Genomic DNA, 18,102 nt, shown 5'->3' on the forward strand with positions numbered 1-18,102 from the left:
AATCAATCAGCAGCCCGACGGATGCTTCAGCGGATTCGTCGGGTTATAGTTTAAGTGGAAAATGTTATGCAAGGAGCAAATTCATGCCCACAGTGATCAACCTCATCGAGAAATTTGGCCATTTCAACGATTATTGGAACCCACGAGTTATCGGCGAACTCAATGGTCAGCAGGTCAAATTGGCCAAGTTACAAGGAGCCTTCGAGTGGCATCATCACGAACATGAGGATGAATTATTTTTCGTGGTGCAAGGCCGTTTGCGCATGCAGTTGCGCGATGGCGACCAAGTGCTCAACCCTGGCGAAATACTGATTGTGCCACGTGGCGTGGAGCATTGCCCAGTTGCCCAAACCGAGGAAGTTTGGTTGATGATGTTCGAGCCAGCCACCACCCTCAACACTGGCAACCTACAAAATAAGCGCACTCGCACTGAGCTAGAACAAATTTAACAGGATCAGCCTCTCAGCGTTCACGACTGAGAGGCTGATCAAATTGATTAAATCGAGCCGCTCACATAGGCTTGGCCAATCGTGAAGGTCATCAGCACAAACAAAAATGAGCCAACTGTGACTACCGCTGCAAAACGAGTTTTAATCTGAGGCCGCGCAATTGGAATCCAGTAGAACAACGAGCAAAAGAAGAGTGGAGCCAGCCCACCCACATAATGGATATACAACTGGACAACGCCCAAGCCCTGATCAAGCAGCTTGATCCCCAACAAGGCTTGGATCATAATCACCAGTTGCATGCTAATAATCGCCAAATTGGCCCAACGATTAAGCTGTTTTCCCTTCCAAGCCAACCAACAGACATAGCCCATCGTCAAAATACTGACCGTTACCACCAGCATCCCCATGTTCAGGTGGACAGTCGGCGAAAGGAACAAGCGATCGATCACGAAGACCTCCTAAATAGATTCTGAGAACCATTCTCACCGCAACCCGAACTGTATCATAAAAAGCCAGCTTAATAAAAAATGCCCTGTTCGTTGAATGAACAGGGCATTCGCAATTTAGAGGATTTATTCGCCTTTCATTGTCATTGGCAAATAAATCAGATTCGGAGTTGGTTGCGGTATATTGGTCGCGGTTGCCGTCGGAACTGGTGTATTCGTTGCCGTTGCAATCGCGGTTGCGGTCGCCGTCGCAATTGCGGTCGCCGTCACCGTTGGCACTGGTGTATTCGTCATCGTTGCAATCGCGGTTGCGGTCGCCGTCGCAATTGCGGTCGCCGTTGCCGTTGGCACATCCGTTGCCGTTGCCGTTGCCGTCGGCACATTGGTCGCGGTCGCCGTCGGCACATCCGTCGCGGTCGCCGTCGGCACATCAGTGGCCGTTGCTGTTGGCACGTCAGTCGCTGTTGCTGTTGGCACGTCAGTCGCTGTTGCTGTTGGCACGTCAGTCGCCGTTGCTGTTGGCACATCGGTTGCCGTTGCTGTTGGCACGTCAGTCGCGGTCGCTGTTGGCACATCGGTTGCCGTTGCTGTTGGCACGTCAGTCGCTGTTGCCGTCGGCACATCCGTCGCCGTTGCTGTTGGCACATCCGTTGCCGTTGCTGTTGGTACGTCAGTCGCCGTTGCCGTTGGCACATCCGTCGCCGTTGCCGTTGGCACATCCGTCGCCGTTGCGGTCGGGACATCAGTCGCGGTCGCCGTTGGCTCTGGCGTATTCGTCATGGTTGGTTCTGGCGTATTGGTTGCCGCAGGGGCATCAAACACAATCGGGCTAGTACCGTTAGCAAACTCGGTTGCGTTATCGTAGCTATCACCATCAGGGTTGCCACTAGCACCATCATCACCAACGCTACTCAATGGATCTAAGCCATAATTTACTTCCCAACCATCGGGCAAGCTATCGTTATCACTATCGCTATCATTTGGATTGGTGTTGTTGGCAAATTCGCCAGCATTGCTCAAACCATCGTTATCGGGATCGCCAGCGGCCCCATCATCACCAACTGAGCTTAATGGATCAAGACTGTTGGCTACTTCCCAACCATCAGGCAAACCATCGTTATCACTATCACTGTCATTTGGATCAGTGCCAGCAGCAGCTTCTTGACCATCATTCAAACCATCATTATCACTGTCGGCATCTTGGGGATCAGTGTTGTTGGCAAATTCAGCAGCGTTGGTCGCGTCATCACTATCGGGATCGCCAGCGGCTCCATCATCACCAACTGAGCTTAATGGATCAAGGCTGTTCGCTACTTCCCAGCCATCGGGCAAACCATCGTTATCACTGTCACTGTCGTTTGGATCAGTGCCAGCAGCAGCTTCTTGACCATCGTTCAAACCGTCGTTATCGCTGTCAGCATCCTGCGGATTCGTACCATTTTGAAATTCTTGTAAGTTGGTCGAGCCATCACTATCAGGATCACCAGCGGCTCCATTGCCTTCGGTCGTGCTGCTTGGATTCAGATTATTGCTGATTTCCCAACCATCAGGTAAGCCATCTCCATCAGTATCAGCGTTATTGGGGTTGGTTCCCAAACCAGCCTCTTGACCATCACTCAGGCCATCGTTATCGCTGTCAGCATCGTTGGGATTCGTGCCATTTTGAAATTCTTGCAAGTTGGTCGAGCCATCACTATCAGGATCGCCAGCGGCTCCATCATCACCAACACTGCTCAATGGATCGAGGCTATTAGTCACTTCCCAGCCATCGGGCAGGCCATCGTCATCACTATCACTATCGTTTGGATTCGTGCCAGCGCTAATTTCAGCACCATCATTCAAGCCATCGTTATCGCTGTCAGCATCTTGGGGATCGGTATTGTTGGCATATTCAGCGCTATTATCCAAACCATCATTATCTGGGTCACCAGCAGCATCGTTTGGATTCAGTGGATCAAGCCCGTTGCTCACTTCCCAACCATCAGGCAAACCATCATTATCGCTATCGCTAGCGTTAGGATTCGTACCAGCCAAAGCCTCAGCACCATCATTCAAGCCGTCATTATCGCTGTCAGCATCTTGGGGATCGGTATTGTTAGCAAATTCAGCGGCGTTGTTTGAGCCATCGTTATCAGGATCGCCTGCTGCGCCATCAGCACCAGTGGCATCTAACGGATCAAGGCCATTTGCCACTTCCCATGCATCTGGTAAACCATCATTATCACTGTCGCTAGCGTTTGGATTCGTACCCAAGGCAGCTTCTTGACCATCATTCAAGCCATCGTTATCACTGTCAGCATCATTGGGATTAGTGTTGTTAGCAAATTCAGCAGCGTTGTTTGAACCATCGTTATCAGGATCGCCATTGGCTCCATCATCACCAACACTGCTCAATGGGTCGAGGCTGTTGACTACTTCCCAGCCATCGGGCAAGCCATCGTTATCGCTATCACTGTCGTTTGGATCAGTCCCAGCAGCGGCTTCAGCACCATCATTCAAGCCGTCATTATCGCTGTCGGCATCATTTGGATCGGTGTTGTTAGCAAATTCAGCGGCGTTGTTTGAACCATCGTTATCAGGGTCGCCCGCCGCACCATTGTTACCAGCATTGCTCAATGGGTCGAGGCTGTTGACTACTTCCCAGCCATCGGGCAAGCCATCGTTATCGCTATCACTGTCGTTTGGATCAGTCCCAGCAGCGGCTTCAGCACCATCATTCAAGCCATCGTTATCGCTATCAGCATCCTGAGGATCGGTGTTGTTAGCAAATTCAGCGGCGTTGTTTGAACCATCGTTATCAGGGTCGCCCGCCGCACCATTGTTACCAGCATTGCTCAATGGATCAAGACTGTTGGCAACTTCCCAACCATCAGGCAAGCCATCGTTATCACTATCTGCATCATTCGGATTCGTGCCAGCAGCAGCTTCAGCGCCATCGTTCAAACCGTCGTTATCACTATCTGCATCATGGGGGTTGGTGCTATTTTGATATTCTTGCAAGTTGGTCGAGCCATCGCTATCGGGGTCACCTGCAGCACCCTGGTTGCCAGTAGCATTCAATGGATTGAGACTATTCGAGACTTCCCAGCCATCGGGCAAACCATCGCCATCGCTATCAGCATTATTTGGGTTCGTACCCAAAGCTGCTTCAACACCATCATTCAAACCATCATTATCGCTATCAGCATCGTTTGGATGTGTGCCAGCGGCAAATTCAGCAGCATTATTTGAACCATCGTTATCGGGGTCGCCTGCTGCACCATTATTACCAGTGGCATCCAATGGATTCAGGCCATGATTGACTTCCCAGCCATCGGGTAACCCATCATTATCACTATCATTATCCAATGGATTCGTACCAGCACTATCTTCGGCACCATCATTCAAACCATCGTTATCGCTATCTGGATCATTGGGATCGGTGCCATTTTGATATTCATCCAAATTGCTGGAGCCATCATTATCGGGATCGCCAGCCGCACCATTACCACCAGTACCATTGTTTGGATTTAGGCCATTATCAACTTCCCAACCATCGGGCAAGCCATCATCATCGCTATCACTATCATTGGGGTTGGTGCCATTGGTGATTTCTTCACCATCGGTCAAACCATCATCATCGCTATCTGGATCGAGGGGGTTAGTGCCGTTGTTGATTTCATCGACATCATTCACCCCATCATTATCACTATCAGGGCGAAATGCTGTTGCTGCAACTGCATCAATTTGATATGCAGTCAATAGCGAAACAAAACGTACGTACCGATAGGGAGTAGGACTTTGTGGGTAATCAACTGTGGTCGTATAGATAGTACCAAGTGATAAACCAATAATGTCTAATGATGATGAGGCAATTACTTGGCGACTACTATCCAGAAACTGAACGGTCGCTGCCAACTGCACGCCAATCCCACCATAGTGCACCACTAGATCGCCAGTACCTTCTTCGTTAGCACCCATATCAAGGGTCAGGTTTTGGCCGAGCAAACCAATGACTGTTGCAGTATTGGTATCTGGTGCACCAACAGCATTGGCAGCATTAACTATTAGACCACTAGTACTTGAATCAACCGCATTAGCATAGGGAGTCTCTCCAGCAGCGGCGACAGAGCGTACCATACCAAGGTGAAGAACCACGATTAAGGCGAGTAAAAGTCGCCCATAATTACGCCGAGACCGATCGAAATTCATACGATTGCTCCTCTGAAATGGCTACATGTCGCGTTCAATGATGGTGAAGTAATGAGTGAAGTTGGTCTACCAGCCGCATCACAGTGGTTAATCGCTGCATTTGATAGTGATCAATCGCGCCGATTAGGTGATGGAGCCTAAGCGCTGGCTCACTCAAACTTCAAAGCTACGAATATCAATCACATAGACCACAAGACACTACATCAAATCATGGATGTATACATATCAATCACAAGCTTGTTACCGATCAACGTTGATCGCCAATTGGCTGAAAATGCAGCTATATCCTATACCATGCCTATTCAATTTCTGGTAATCTTTAGTCCTATCTCATCCAATAACCATGGTAATAGAGGGGATGGGCTAGTCCCACAAATTACTTGGGAATACTCCCCCAAAGTGGGATATTCTAGCCCTAAGTGGCTAGTTGATTTTGCTGATTAAATTTGACTAAACTAGGGCTTCACAAATCAAAAATATTAAGGTATTTTTATAACTGAACTGATATGGGATGGACTTTCTTAGGGATCGGTCTCAATCAAGATCGGTTTAATCAGTTCTGCTATCATTTCAAATACGAGGGAGTATGTATGTCGCAGAAACAACGTTCGTTTCGCACACGCCTAGCCATGATCGGCGGATTGGTAGCGCTACTCATAGCTGGGCAACCCGCTATTACTAAGCCAACCGCTGCCGCCGCCATTTGCGAGGTCACTTACACAATCTCGAATCAGTGGGATACTGGCTTTACTGCCAATATTAGTGTTAAGAATCTTGGAATCGGTCTCAATAATTGGCAAGTTGGCTGGACATTCGCGGGTAATCAGGCAATTACTAATCTTTGGAATGGGGTGCTTACCCAAACTGGTGCTCAGGTCAGCGTCGCCAATCCAGCATGGGCCGCCAGTTTACCCAGCAATGGTACTGCAAGCTTTGGTTTCCAGGCTTCGTATACCGGTAGTAATGCGATTCCAAGTGCGTTTACCTTGAATGGCGTTAATTGCAACGGCGATCAGCCAAGCCCAATACCTACCAACACAACTATTCCTAGCATCCCACCAGCAACCAACACACCAATCGTTCCAACTAATACGCCAATTGCTACCACAACTGGAACGCCTCGCCCAACCAATACGCCAACCAGCATCGTTCCAACGGTCACCAGTACACCCCGACCAACCAATACCCCGATTCCAACCACGGTCAATCCAACGGCTACGAGTACTCCAACTGGCAATAACAATAATGATGATTGGCTGCACACCAATGGCAATCAAATTGTTGATAGCGCAGGCCGCCCAGTTTGGTTAACCGGAGTCAATTGGTTTGGCTTCAATGCGACTGAACGAGTGTTTCATGGCTTGTGGTCGGCCAATTTGACCAGCATGATGCAAAGCATTTCGCAACGTGGTTTGAATATTATTCGCGTACCAATCTCAACTGAGTTGATTTTGGAGTGGAAGGCAGGGGTTTTCAAAACACCAAATGTCAATACTTACGCCAATCCTGAATTAGAAGGCTTAACCTCGTTGCAAATATTCGATCGCTTTGTTGTGCTTTCAAAGCAATTTGGCATCAAGGTGATGATCGATGTGCATAGCGCTGAAGCCGATAATTCGGGACATTATGCTCCACTATGGTACAAAGGCTCGATCACCAGCGAGCAGTTTTATCAGGCTTGGGAGTGGATTACTGATCGTTACAAAAATGACGATACGGTGATCGCAATGGATATTAAGAACGAGCCACACGGCACAGCGCACGATAATCAAGCCAGTGGGCAATTTGCTAAATGGGATAACTCGACCGATATAAACAACTGGAAATATGTTTGTGAGACCGCCAGCAAACGGATTTTGGCGATTAACCCTAATGTCTTGGTGCTATGCGAGGGTAACGAGGTTTATCCAAAAGCAGGTGCAAGCTACACATCGAGCAACAAAAATGATTACTATTTTACCTGGTGGGGCGGAAATTTACGTGGGGTGCGCGATTATCCGGTCAATCTTGGCAACAACCAAGATCAATTGGTCTACTCACCACACGATTACGGCCCATTGGTCTTTAATCAATCATGGTTCTACCCTGGTTTTAACAAAGAAACGCTTTACAATGACGTTTGGTATCCTAACTGGTTCTTTATCCATGAAGAAAATATTGCGCCGTTGTTTATCGGCGAATGGGGTGGCTTTTTAGATGGTGGCGCAAACGAACAATGGATGAAAGCACTGCGTGATTTTATTAAGGAACATTATTTGCACCATACCTTCTGGGTGCTCAACCCCAATTCGGGCGATACTGGCGGCTTGCTCGGTTACGATTGGGCCACCTGGGATGAGGCCAAATATGCCTTGCTCAAGCCAACATTATGGGCCGATCGCAATGGTAAATTTGTCAGCCTCGATCATCAAATTCCGCTCGGTGGCACAGCAACTGGCACAACTATCACCCAATATTATCAGCAGGGCAACCCAGCCCCAAGCAATCCATAATTGATCGATTAGCAACAAAACAAAAGCCTTGACAGTACAAATTGTCAAGGCTTTTCGATTTATGTCAATAAAAATCTAACGACAGCCACAGCTACTGGATTGACTTACACCACAGCAATTGGTTTTTTCATCGGCTGAACAGCAAGTTGCTTGTTCTTCAGCTGAGCAGCAGTCATTGTTCGATTTGGTGGTTTCGGTTGAGGACATAATCGTTCTCCTTAACATAAATTCAGTTGAAGCAGCATTCAAACGCTTCTATGATTAAAGACGGCCAATTTACCAAAGGACGCAGTTTATTCGAGTTGAATTGACTGATGATGTGGGCGACAACCCAAAACATGGTCAGCAGGATCGCGCTCCACGGCACAACATTGATCAAACAACACGCGCAATTTTTGGCGTGCCCGTTGAACTCGCGATTTTGTGCCCGAAAACGATAAGCCCAACTCGTTACTCAAGGCTTGTTGGCTAATACCCTCAAATGCCGTGCGTTGCAAAACCCAACGATCTTGGCTGGGCAAACGATCCAACATTTGCTGCACACAACGATCAAAGCCCGCTAAAATTGGCGGTTGTTGGTTGTTTTCAGCTTCCAACATTGCATCAAGGGAGCTAGTTTCGCGCCGCGCACGATAATGATCGATCAATTTGTGGCGGGCAATTTGCCAAAGCCAAGCCTCGCTGCGCTCAGAATCCTGCAATTGCGTAGATTTGAGATAGGCACTGAGGAAAATATCTTGCAGCAGATCTTCCACCGCCGTATGATCGGCCAAACGAGCTTGCAAAAATCGCCGCAGCGGTTGTGCTAGCTTTTGCCAAAGGTTGGTCAGATCAAACTGGCTCATCGGCTCACCGCCCAACGACAACACGCTGCTGGTTGCTGGATTCGAGCTTGAATCTGGCGCACTACTCGCGCAGCATCTGGCCCAACTCCACGCAAACTAGCTGAAGCAAAATTATATTGTTGCTCCAAACCAACGTAATACAAACCTTCAACTGTGGTGCTCACGCCTGCCCGGTGCAAGGGCAAGCCAGTCTGATCAAGTGCATTGATGCCTCGCAAATAGCTCAAATGCGGTCGATAGCCAGTTGCAAACAACACTATGTCAACTAATTCATGGTATCCATCCGCCCAAACTAGGCCTGTTTCAGTAAAACGCTCGAACATGGCGCGACGTTGGGGTTGGTTTTGATTGATTTTTCTGCTGTACAGACCAGTATCGAGAACAATTCCCTGAGTGCGTTGCTGAATCCAACGCCCCACCCGAGTATTGAGCGCCAAGCGATCAAAGCCCGTCAACCACCACCACCAATGCAGATCGCGACCAGCAATTCGTTGGGCTTGAAAGCGAATCGGTTGGCGGGTGGCAAGGGTTACATTGGCAACTTGAGCTAGCTCAATCGCAATTTGAATCGCCGAATTGCCCGCGCCAACCACCACAACTCGTTTGCCCACAAAATCTGCTGGATTGCGATAGCTAGCACTATGCAAAATCTGGCCTTGAAATGCAGCTTGATTGGGCAATTCGGGGATAAATGGTCGCGCAAAAGCTCCGGTTGCGGCAATAATTTGGCTGGCCTGAAATACTTGCCCTGTACTACTTGTCAGGCGAAAGCCAGCTTGCTGACGTTCGATTTTGCTAATTGCGGTATTGGTTTGAACTGGCAAATTAAAATGTTCAGCATAGCGTTGCAAATAGGCCACAACAGCATCGCGCTGAGGGTAACTATCAGCGGGCGCAGGAAAAGCCATGCCAGGCAAACTTGAAAATCTCGCTGGCGAAAATAAGCGCAAGCTATCGTAATAGGCGGGCCACGAGCCACCAACACTTGCCTGCGCCTCGATAATTTGAAATGGAATTTTAGCTTGTTGCAGCCAATAGCCAGCCGCCAAACCAGCCTGGCCAGCCCCAATCACGATCGTTTGATTAGCCATTACTTGCACCTCGAATCAGATAAATCGCCGCTGCACTGATCAAACACATCAGTAATAACAAGCCAAACAGCGGTTGATAGCTATGCAACAATCCCACCAACAAGCTGGCCAACACCGGAGCCAAAGCCCGAGCGGTTGTGGTCAATAACGCCAACGCCCCGCTGATACTGGCATATTGGGCAGTGCCAAAAACATCGGCAACCAAGGCCGCCCGTGTCGGGGTCAACGCGCCTGACCCCGCCCCAAACAAGCAGGCAAATAGCAGCAGTCCTGTCATATTTGGCACAAACAGGAAGATTGCAAAAGCGAGGCTTTGCAGCAAACACAACATCCATGCCAATTGCACCTGAGGCAAATGCCGCCCAACACTGCCAATCACAATTCGGCTGGGAATTTGCGAACCACCCAGCAACGCCACGGCCAAGGCTTGAATCTCAGGAGCATAGCCTTGGGTTTGAATCGCTGAAATCAAATGCACGCCTAAGGTGAATGTTGCCATCGTGGTCAGACCAAAGGCTAATGCCAACCACCAAAATGCGCCTGCTCGCACTGCTGTGCCCAACGACATCGAAGGCCGAATCGTTGAATTTGGGGTAACTGTTGCAACTGCCAGCGACCCGCCATCAGGCAATAAACCCAAATCGGCGGGCTTACCACGCAACACCAAGCCATGCAACGGAATCGTTAGCACTGCCAAAATTGCGGCCAGCCATAGCAAAACTTCACGCCAATTCAGCGTGCCTAGCAACCGCGTGATCAAGGGCACATACACGACGCTGGCCAAGCCACCCCCAACCGTCAAAATTGTCAGGGCATGTTGGCGTTTTTGCTGAAACCAAGTTGCCACCACCGCAAAAGCTGGCTCATACAAAATTGCCGCCATCGCCAATCCCAAGCCCGCCCAGATCAGATACCAAGCCAAGAGCGATTGAACATTGGCCCAAGCCACCACCAAAATCGCCGCCCAACATGAGCCAAACGTCATCAAACCGCGTGCGCCATGTTGATCAAGCCAGCGGCCAACGGGTAAAGCCATGATTCCCGAAATAAACAAGGCCAGCGAAAATCCACCGGTAAAATGGGCTTGCGACCAACCCAACTCACGCTGCATCGGGGTCAAAAGCACGCTAAATGCGTAGTAAATTACGCCCCACGAAGTCATCTCGGTAAATCCCAGCGTGCCGACAATCCACCAGCCATAAAACGGGCTTCGCCGCATACCCAAATCCTTCAGCATTGCAAAAACGATGTTAAACGGTCACGGTCATGCTACAACTGCAAAAGAATCTCGCTACGGGTTGGAGTTGTGCCACAACAAGCCTCACCGCCAAACTGGGTTTTGCAGACCCCAGTTTCTGGTAGCACCAACCGCACTTCACGCGCCGCTTGCCAATCGCCAACTAGTGCTGCCACGACCGAGCGTACTTGCTCGTAGCCTGTGCGCATAAGAAAGGTCGGGGCACGCCCATAGCTTTTCATGCCCACAATATAGAAATTTGGCTCGGGCTGCTGCAATTCTTCAGCACCATGTGGGCGCACCGTGCCACAACTATGCTCATTTGGATCAATCAAGGCAGCCAAAACGCGCGGGCTTTCGACCGCCGTATCGAGATCTAACCGAATTTCGCTGAGTATGCTTAAATCTGGGCGAAAACCTGTGGTTGCAATCACTTGATCAAAGCCTGTTAATTGTTGCTGGCCAGCATGCAAATCGAGTTTGCCATTGATTTGAGTAATGCGATCGATGCGAAAGCCTGTAACCAGATTAAAGCGCCCACTTGCCACTAATTGCTCAACCCGACCACCCAAAAGCCCTCGTTGCACCAATTGATCGTTAGCTCCGCCGCCATATAACGCTGCATCGACCTGTCCACGTCGCATAATCCAAGTAACGATGGTTTCAGGAGCTTGCTCGGCCAATTCGGCTAAATCAAGCAAGGCATTAAAGGCTGAATGGCCGCTACCGACGACCGCCACCGAGCGATTGGCATAGCGAGCGCGATCGTTGCCCAACACAGCGGGAATGCCATAGTAAATTTGACCGCTGGCTGCCGTTTCGCCCAAAGCTGACACGCCTGCCGCACCCAATGGATTGGGGCTACGATAGGTTCCCGAAGCATCAATCACCGCTTTGGCATAGACTTGATGGGTTGTACCAGCAGTTTCAATCGTCAGCACAAATGGCGTGGTTGCACGGCCAGCATTCTTTAATTTATCCAAGCCCAAACGGGTAACTGCCACGACTTTGCTGTTGAGCTTTAAATGGGGCTGTATTTGGGGCAATTGTGCTAAAGGCTGCAAATAATCGCGTACCAATTCTGCGCCAGTTGGAAATTCGGCTAAATGAGGAGCTTGCCAGCCTGCACCAACCAAAAGCTGCTCCGCCAAAGGATCGATATTAAATTCCCAAGCCGAAAATAAGCGCACATGGCCCCAGCGTTGCACCGAATCGGCGACCCGTGCGCCAGCTTCGAAAATGATCGGAGTTTCGTTACGCGCCAACAAATGGGCTGCCGCTGCCAAACCAACCGGCCCCGAGCCGATCACCGCCACTGGTAATTGCGCAAAATCCATTCAAAGCCTCCTATAAACAATATATTGAAAATTTTCAATATAAAATGTGAAAGAAAATCCATCAGGCCGATGGATAGATTGAAAATTTTCGATTGAACGTGGCTAAAAATACGCTAGCCCTGTGGTGACTAACGTGCACGAATTGATTGTTGCAGAGCATAACATAGAGATTGAAAAAAATCAATATAAAAATTGAGCCAATTTCGATCAAAGTTGTAATTGCCACATCGCAAAGCGTTGGCTATACTAACAGCACCACCATTTTAAGGAGAGAATCGATGAACATCTATTTGTCAATGAACTCAATCCCAGAGCTACGCGGCTATCCCAAGGCTCAACAACGTATCTTATGGCGACGGGCGCTCAAAGAAAATGCGAAAAACAAATTAGTTTGGCTAGGATACGGTTTGTTATTTCTGACCATCTTCGGCGCGAGTATGCTAATTCCATCGGCTGCAAGTATGTTGGTTGGAATCCTCATCGGTGGAACAGTAGGCGGGATTGCTGGATTGATCAGCAGTCAATTAATTATCGCGGCGATTCGCCCAACTTTAGCTAAATATCGCCATGAGTTAGAGCAAACTTCGTAATTCTCCCAATCCGCCGTAGCATTACCAAGATACCGATATAGGCGATCACCAAACGAACGGGTGATCGGCATCACCTTCCACTTGCCTCCCACAGCCGCTATAATGAGCTACGCTGTGTTTAGCGGAAAAGGATGGATTATGCAAACCAAACGTTCGTTGATCGCCATCGGGTTAGCACTCGCTATCGCCTTGCTGAGTGTGTTTGCGGCCAGTAGCCTCACACCATCCAGCGCGGCCTCATCATCAGATGGGTTGTGGCAAGATGTTGCTGAACAACGGATTCAGCCAAAAGGCCAGCGCGAGATTGTGCCGTTGGTCTATCGCACGGTCAGCCTTGATCTAGCAGGCTTGAGCCAGCGCCTTGATCAAGCGCCCTTGGAAAGCGCGGTGGGCGTGCAACAATCAGCATTTTTACTGAGCTTACCGCTGCCAAGTGGCCAATTTCGCCAATTTCGGGTGGTCGAATCGCCAATTATGGAGCCTGCGCTGGCAGCAAAGTTCCCTGAATTGCGCACCTACTTAGCCCAAGGCTACGACGACCCCGAAATGGTCGCGCGGCTTGATCTTACGCCAAGCGGCTTTCATGGCTTGATTTTGGCTCCAGAAGGACGCTATTTTATCGACCCCTACAGCCGCAACGATACGGGCAATTATATTGTGTATGATAGCCGTAATTTTGTGGCCGACCCCGCCAAACTCGCCAGCAAAGGCAAGATTGATTATGTTGGTGAAACTCCAATCACCAATCCATTCCCTGAGCGTTATAGCATTGGCGAAACCTTGCGCACCTATCGCCTCGCAATGGCTGCCACCGGCGAATACACCAGTTTTCATGGTGGCACGGTCAATGGAGCAATGGCGGCAATCGTCACCAGCGTCAACCGCGTTAACACCGTTTACGAACGCGATATCTCGGTACGCATGGTGTTGGTTGCCAACAATAACTTAATTGTCTATACCAATGGCGGCACCGACCCCTACACCAACGACGATGGTTTTGAGATGTTGGGTGAAAATCAATCCAACCTCACCAGCGTGATTGGCAGTGCCAATTATGATATTGGTCACGTTTTCAGCACTGGTGGCGGTGGGGTTGCGGCACTTGGCTCAGTTTGTGTCGCTAGTGTCAAAGCCGAAGGTGTGACTGGTTCACCAGCTCCAGTTGGCGATCCTTTTGACATTGATTATGTCGCCCACGAAATTGGCCACCAATTTGCAGGTAATCACACCTTCAACGGCACTACTCAAGCCTGTGGTGGCGGCAATCGCGAAGGCCCAGCGGCCTACGAACCAGGCAGTGGCTCAACGATTATGGCCTATGCAGGGATTTGTGGCTCGGAAAATCTGCAACCCAACAGCGATCCCTATTTCCATGTGAAGAGCTTGGAAGAAATGAGCGCCTTTATCACAACTGGTGCTGGCGCGAGCTGTGGCACCACGGCGGCCACTGGCAATACGCCACCAACCGCCAATGCTGGCGCAGATTACACAATTCCTGCCAATACGCCATTTGAATTAACTGGCAGCGGCAACGATGTGAACGGTGATAGCCTGACCTACAACTGGGAGCAATACGATTTAGGCTCAGCCTCGCCACCCAATACCGATAACGGCAATCGCCCAATTTTCCGTAGTTTCGATTCAACCACTTCGACCAGTCGCAGCTTCCCACGTTTGGTCAATATTTTGAACAACTCGACGACAATTGGCGAATCGATGGCGACAAGCAATCGCACCATGAATTTCCGCCTGACCGTGCGTGATAACCGGGCTGGTGGTGGTGGCTATGGTTTGGATACAGCGCGAGTTACGACCGTCAATACTGCTGGTCCCTTCCAAGTAACTGCACCCAATACCGCCGTAACGTGGGCAGGCTTCAGCAGCCAAAGCGTTACTTGGAGTGTAGCGAATACGAACGCTACCCCCATTAACTGTAGCAATGTGAATATTTTGTTCTCAAGCAATGGTGGTACGAGCTTTAGCCCAGTGCTGAGCAATACGCCTAATGATGGCAGCGAAAGCATCACCGTACCAAACGTTGCCACCACGACTGGTCGGATCAAAGTGCAATGTGCGGGGAATGTCTTCTTTGATATTGGCAACGCCAACTTCACGGTAACCGCCAGCAACGCAACGGTCACGCCAACCAGCGATGCCACGGCAACTCCAACGCTTACACCAACGGCAACCGCAACGGTTACCCCAAGCGTAACAGTTACTCCAAGTGCATCAATGGTCTACTTGCCAATGGCAATGAAGTAACCCTAAAAATCCGAACACGGCCTACCTGAAAGTTCAAGTAGGCCGTGTCCTCCACACAGAGATATAGAACGTTGAGCTAGCTAAACCGCCATTTAGGCCTGATTAACCACCGAGACATCAAGCAATTTCTCAGAAACTTTGTCAATCAATTGATCAATAAAAAAGGGCTTGGCAATCAATTCAGTTGCTCCAGCCTCACGCGCTTCACGTTGCAATTTTACGCTATCGTAAGCAGTAATCATCAGCATGGGTTGGGTTGCGCCTTGCGAACGCAGCGCTCGGATCAGATCCAAACCAGACATTTCACGCATATGATGATCAGTCAAAAGAATATCGCACGGCTCGTGCAGCCATATATTCAAGGCTTCTTCACCATGATAGGCCCGGATTACCTCAACATCAGGGATACTTCGCAGACCAATCATTAGGGTCATAGCAATCGCTGTATCATCTTCGGCAATTAAAATGCGTTTGGTCACGGTCGGCCTCCTACTGTTCTGCTAGCATCCCCACACACACTGATACAAGTACTTTGGTATCATATAGGTACTATTGTATAGTGCGGCAGGTACTGGCACAACACCCATATAGGTGAATAAATTGTGATCCTATGTCTAGTGAATGCCGTGGTCGATCACCCCCGCGAGTGATCGACCACAGCTACAGGTTGTGCCAAGATTGAATAAAGCAAGATTCGGGCCAGCTAGCGTCGCCAGCGCGGGCGCAAGATTTGTTGCAAAATCGAGCGCCAACCACGGCTGATCGAGCGCGGCCAAAGCGTGCGGCTGACCATAGCCCGATCATTTTCAATTTCCTCAGGGTTGAGCCGTACTTGGCTACCATATTGCTCAGCACTATAGGCATCGGCCAAACGACGCAAGGTTCGGCGTTGACCAGGCATTTCTTTGGCTAAATCGCTGGCAAACTCTTGGGGCGTGCGCTCAGGCCGTTGCTCCAAGCCAGCCCAACGTGCCAATAAGCCAATAAAACCATAGGCCCGCGCCGCAGGTCGCAAACCACGAAATTCACGTTGAAACAGTAGCCATAGCAATAGAATAATTAAGCCAATCACTGCACAAATAATTGCCAGCCAACGCCAGAATGGGCTGCGCTCGATAACCTGCGCCGCTACATCTTCAGCCGGCAAAGCTTGGGGTTCAACCGTAGGAATTGGCGTGGTTTGGAAGTTTTCACGCAAATCTTGCAATGCATCAAAATTGGTGGTTGGTGGCTCAACAATCCCAGCATTTGGCCCAATATCATCGGGATTTTCGCTGTTATCTTCAGCTTGGGGTGGCCCATCAGGCCGAATTGGTACAGTGACATAGCCCGCTGGCGTTGGCTCGAAACGAATCCAGCCATAGCCCATAAAATAGACTTCGGGCCAGCTATGGGCAATCGTATCACGCACAATATAAACTTGGCGATCAGCATCATAATCGCCTGTGGCATAACCTTGTACCCAACGCGCCGGAATGCCTTGCGATCGCAACATCAACACCATCGAGCCAGCAAAATAATCGCAATAGCCACGCCGCAGGTTGAACAAGAAATTCTCGATCGGATCAGAATCACCTGGCGGCGCAGGAATTTGATCATCATAGGGAAATTCGCGTAAATAGCGTTCGATTGCGACCGCTTTATCATAAGCCGTTTCGGCTCCTGCCGCAGTCGTCAACTGGCGTGATAGCCCACCAATATTGCGCATCGATTGCGTATCGGGCAACTGAACATAGCGCTGCAACCAGGCCGGATAATCGCTTGATGCCCCACGCAAACTTTGCTTATCCACATTGCTGATCAGCGAAACCACGCTGTATTCAAAACCTTGGTTGGCTGGGCCTTGATTGAAGTAGATCGCACTATCGGCAAAGTTGGGCAAAGTATTTTCGGTATCCGAAACGATAAATGAGTGCTGCACCAGCACTGGCACACTCCAAGTCAGCGGCGAGGTTGCGGCGGGCAACTGCTGATCGCCACGGGTTTGCATCAATTTGATCGTTTGGGTAAATGGCACGCGGCCAGTTGTATCAAGCTGGGTTAGGGTATCTTCGGGGTTGATCGGAGTCAAGGCTTCACGGCGAGTTGGTGTTCGGCGCACCTGCCAAGCTAACTCACCAGTGGTGTTTTGCCAACCTTTGCCTGTGTATAAATCCCAAGCATTCGAGCGCCAATATTCGGCTGAAGGTGCTTTGACTTCGAGTACGACTTCGTTGGTGGCCGAGCGTGCCCCACCAAGTTGCACCGTATTGTTGGAAAAACTAGCGCCACTGCCATTGGGCACGACGACATTGCCCACACCTTGCGGCCCACGATCGGCCCGTTCTGCACCATTATCGGGCAAGAAGAAATCGATCGGACGGCTCAGATTTTCGCCAAAAATCCGCAACTGGGCATTAGTAATATTGGCTGGCATCAATGCCGCCATAAACACCAAACTAAAACAGGCCAAAATGCCCGCCCACAAATAACGCAACGAAAGCCATTCTTGTTGCTCAAGCAAGCCAGCATCCCAACCATTTTGGCGTTGCGCATAGGTCTGCGTGACCAAAAAGAGCAGGGCAATCAGCAAAAAGAGCCAGAACGAAGCAATTGGCTTGGGAATTGCATAGGTCAAATTGGCCATCAACAGGCTACCATTCAGCAGCACCAAACGCCAATTCCAGTTCCAACGAAACAACAGCCAAATTGTGCTATAGGCAAAAATCCAAGCTAGCAGCAAGCCTGCCAACGAAAAGAGATAATAATCTTCAATTTGCTCACCAGTTTTAACCGCTCGAATTGCTGCAATCCCCCGAATCAGCATATCCGTCCAGCGATCAACTTGGCTATCGAGCCGTTCATCAAGCGGTAAAAAGCGAATTGACCATGCCAAACCCATGAAGAAACTTAGCACATGGGCAAAGAACGAGGGCAAAGCTTGCCACCGTGCAAACAAGGCTGCTACGATCAAGCCACCAAGCGCTACGATCCGCATGCGTTCAAACCCTTCGACCCATTCCGATTCGACCACATTGGTCACCACCAACAAGGCCATCAGGCTGGCAAGCGTCCAGGTTAATAACCCATAGCCTGGTTGAACAAAAGCGCGAATTCGTTGCAACATCGGGGATTCCTCAATCTAGCAGGCAGGCTACTTATATTTTAAAATGGCTCTGGGTA

13 protein-coding genes are annotated in these 18,102 nt (G+C 49.7%); 4 read left to right on the forward strand and 9 right to left on the reverse strand.

The window, feature by feature from the left end:
- Positions 1-83 precede the first annotated feature (83 nt).
- A complete protein-coding gene (locus ABEB26_RS19180; RefSeq protein ID WP_345723657.1) occupies positions 84-449 on the forward strand; it encodes a cupin domain-containing protein in 366 nt (121 codons plus the stop codon).
- 47 nt (positions 450-496) lie between these two features.
- Here ABEB26_RS19180 and ABEB26_RS19185 read toward each other — a convergent pair whose 3' ends face one another.
- Both ABEB26_RS19185 and ABEB26_RS19190 read right to left on the reverse strand, forming a co-directional pair.
- A complete protein-coding gene (locus ABEB26_RS19185; RefSeq protein ID WP_345723658.1) occupies positions 497-898 on the reverse strand; it encodes a hypothetical protein in 402 nt (133 codons plus the stop codon).
- Between the two features lie 123 nt (positions 899-1,021).
- Complete coding sequence (locus ABEB26_RS19190; RefSeq protein WP_345723659.1) at positions 1,022-5,086, reverse strand: hypothetical protein; 4,065 nt, start codon at positions 5,084-5,086, stop codon at positions 1,022-1,024.
- Positions 5,087-5,676: 590 nt separating this feature from the next.
- On the opposite strand from ABEB26_RS19190, the gene ABEB26_RS19195 reads away from it, so the two are divergent.
- The gene (locus ABEB26_RS19195; protein WP_345723660.1) at positions 5,677-7,578 is read left to right on the forward strand and encodes a cellulase family glycosylhydrolase; all 1,902 of its coding nucleotides are present in this window, start codon (positions 5,677-5,679) and stop codon (positions 7,576-7,578) included.
- 75 nt (positions 7,579-7,653) lie between these two features.
- Here ABEB26_RS19195 and ABEB26_RS19200 read toward each other — a convergent pair whose 3' ends face one another.
- The 5 genes from ABEB26_RS19200 to ABEB26_RS19220 form a co-directional block, all read right to left on the reverse strand.
- Positions 7,654-7,785: a hypothetical protein gene (locus ABEB26_RS19200; RefSeq protein ID WP_345723662.1), complete on the reverse strand. Its 132-nt coding sequence runs from the start codon at positions 7,783-7,785 to the stop codon at positions 7,654-7,656.
- A gap of 86 nt (positions 7,786-7,871) precedes the next feature.
- Positions 7,872-8,423: a sigma-70 family RNA polymerase sigma factor gene (locus ABEB26_RS19205; protein WP_345723663.1), complete on the reverse strand. Its 552-nt coding sequence runs from the start codon at positions 8,421-8,423 to the stop codon at positions 7,872-7,874.
- Entirely contained in the window at positions 8,420-9,514 is a 1,095-nt protein-coding gene (locus ABEB26_RS19210; protein ID WP_345723664.1) for a flavin-containing monooxygenase, read from the reverse strand. Before ABEB26_RS19210 ends, ABEB26_RS19205 begins: the two co-directional genes overlap by 4 nt.
- Positions 9,507-10,733: an MFS transporter gene (locus ABEB26_RS19215; protein WP_345723665.1), complete on the reverse strand. Its 1,227-nt coding sequence runs from the start codon at positions 10,731-10,733 to the stop codon at positions 9,507-9,509. The genes ABEB26_RS19210 and ABEB26_RS19215 overlap by 8 nt, the downstream gene beginning before the upstream one ends.
- Before the next feature lie 50 nt (positions 10,734-10,783).
- Positions 10,784-12,088 carry an NAD(P)-binding domain-containing protein gene (locus ABEB26_RS19220; protein ID WP_345723666.1) on the reverse strand — a complete coding sequence of 435 codons (1,305 nt, stop codon included), beginning with the start codon at positions 12,086-12,088 and terminating at the stop codon, positions 10,784-10,786.
- 278 nt (positions 12,089-12,366) lie between these two features.
- Here ABEB26_RS19220 and ABEB26_RS19225 point away from each other — a divergent pair, with 278 nt between their 5' ends.
- Together ABEB26_RS19225 and ABEB26_RS19230 are read left to right on the forward strand one after the other, a co-directional pair.
- Positions 12,367-12,678 carry a hypothetical protein gene (locus ABEB26_RS19225; protein ID WP_345723667.1) on the forward strand — a complete coding sequence of 104 codons (312 nt, stop codon included), beginning with the start codon at positions 12,367-12,369 and terminating at the stop codon, positions 12,676-12,678.
- Positions 12,679-12,816: 138 nt separating this feature from the next.
- The gene (locus ABEB26_RS19230; RefSeq protein ID WP_345723669.1) at positions 12,817-14,940 is read left to right on the forward strand and encodes a reprolysin-like metallopeptidase; all 2,124 of its coding nucleotides are present in this window, start codon (positions 12,817-12,819) and stop codon (positions 14,938-14,940) included.
- 92 nt (positions 14,941-15,032) lie between these two features.
- Here ABEB26_RS19230 and ABEB26_RS19235 read toward each other — a convergent pair whose 3' ends face one another.
- The gene (locus tag ABEB26_RS19235; RefSeq protein WP_345723670.1) at positions 15,033-15,419 is read right to left on the reverse strand and encodes a response regulator; all 387 of its coding nucleotides are present in this window, start codon (positions 15,417-15,419) and stop codon (positions 15,033-15,035) included.
- Positions 15,420-15,643: 224 nt separating this feature from the next.
- Positions 15,644-18,046, reverse strand: coding sequence for a transglutaminase TgpA family protein (locus ABEB26_RS19240; RefSeq protein ID WP_345723671.1), 2,403 nt, complete (start codon positions 18,044-18,046; stop codon positions 15,644-15,646).
- Positions 18,047-18,102 lie beyond the last annotated feature (56 nt).

The sequence above is a fragment of the Herpetosiphon gulosus genome (assembly GCF_039545135.1).
Classification (GTDB): Bacteria; Chloroflexota; Chloroflexia; order Chloroflexales; family Herpetosiphonaceae; genus Herpetosiphon; species Herpetosiphon gulosus.

Bases quoted from the DNA above. Each gene is read 5' to 3' on its own strand.
- ABEB26_RS19180 (WP_345723657.1), top strand. From the start codon at position 84: ATGCCCACAGTGATCAACCTCATCGAGAAATTTGGCCATTTCAACGAT.
- ABEB26_RS19190 (WP_345723659.1), bottom strand. From the start codon at position 5,086: ATGAATTTCGATCGGTCTCGGCGTAATTATGGGCGACTTTTACTCGCC.
- ABEB26_RS19195 (WP_345723660.1), top strand. From the start codon at position 5,677: ATGTCGCAGAAACAACGTTCGTTTCGCACACGCCTAGCCATGATCGGC.
- ABEB26_RS19200 (WP_345723662.1), bottom strand. From the start codon at position 7,785: ATGTCCTCAACCGAAACCACCAAATCGAACAATGACTGCTGCTCAGCT.
- ABEB26_RS19205 (WP_345723663.1), bottom strand. From the start codon at position 8,423: ATGAGCCAGTTTGATCTGACCAACCTTTGGCAAAAGCTAGCACAACCG.
- ABEB26_RS19210 (WP_345723664.1), bottom strand. From the start codon at position 9,514: ATGGCTAATCAAACGATCGTGATTGGGGCTGGCCAGGCTGGTTTGGCG.
- ABEB26_RS19215 (WP_345723665.1), bottom strand. From the start codon at position 10,733: ATGCGGCGAAGCCCGTTTTATGGCTGGTGGATTGTCGGCACGCTGGGA.
- ABEB26_RS19220 (WP_345723666.1), bottom strand. From the start codon at position 12,088: ATGGATTTTGCGCAATTACCAGTGGCGGTGATCGGCTCGGGGCCGGTT.
- ABEB26_RS19225 (WP_345723667.1), top strand. From the start codon at position 12,367: ATGAACATCTATTTGTCAATGAACTCAATCCCAGAGCTACGCGGCTAT.
- ABEB26_RS19230 (WP_345723669.1), top strand. From the start codon at position 12,817: ATGCAAACCAAACGTTCGTTGATCGCCATCGGGTTAGCACTCGCTATC.
- ABEB26_RS19240 (WP_345723671.1), bottom strand. From the start codon at position 18,046: ATGTTGCAACGAATTCGCGCTTTTGTTCAACCAGGCTATGGGTTATTA.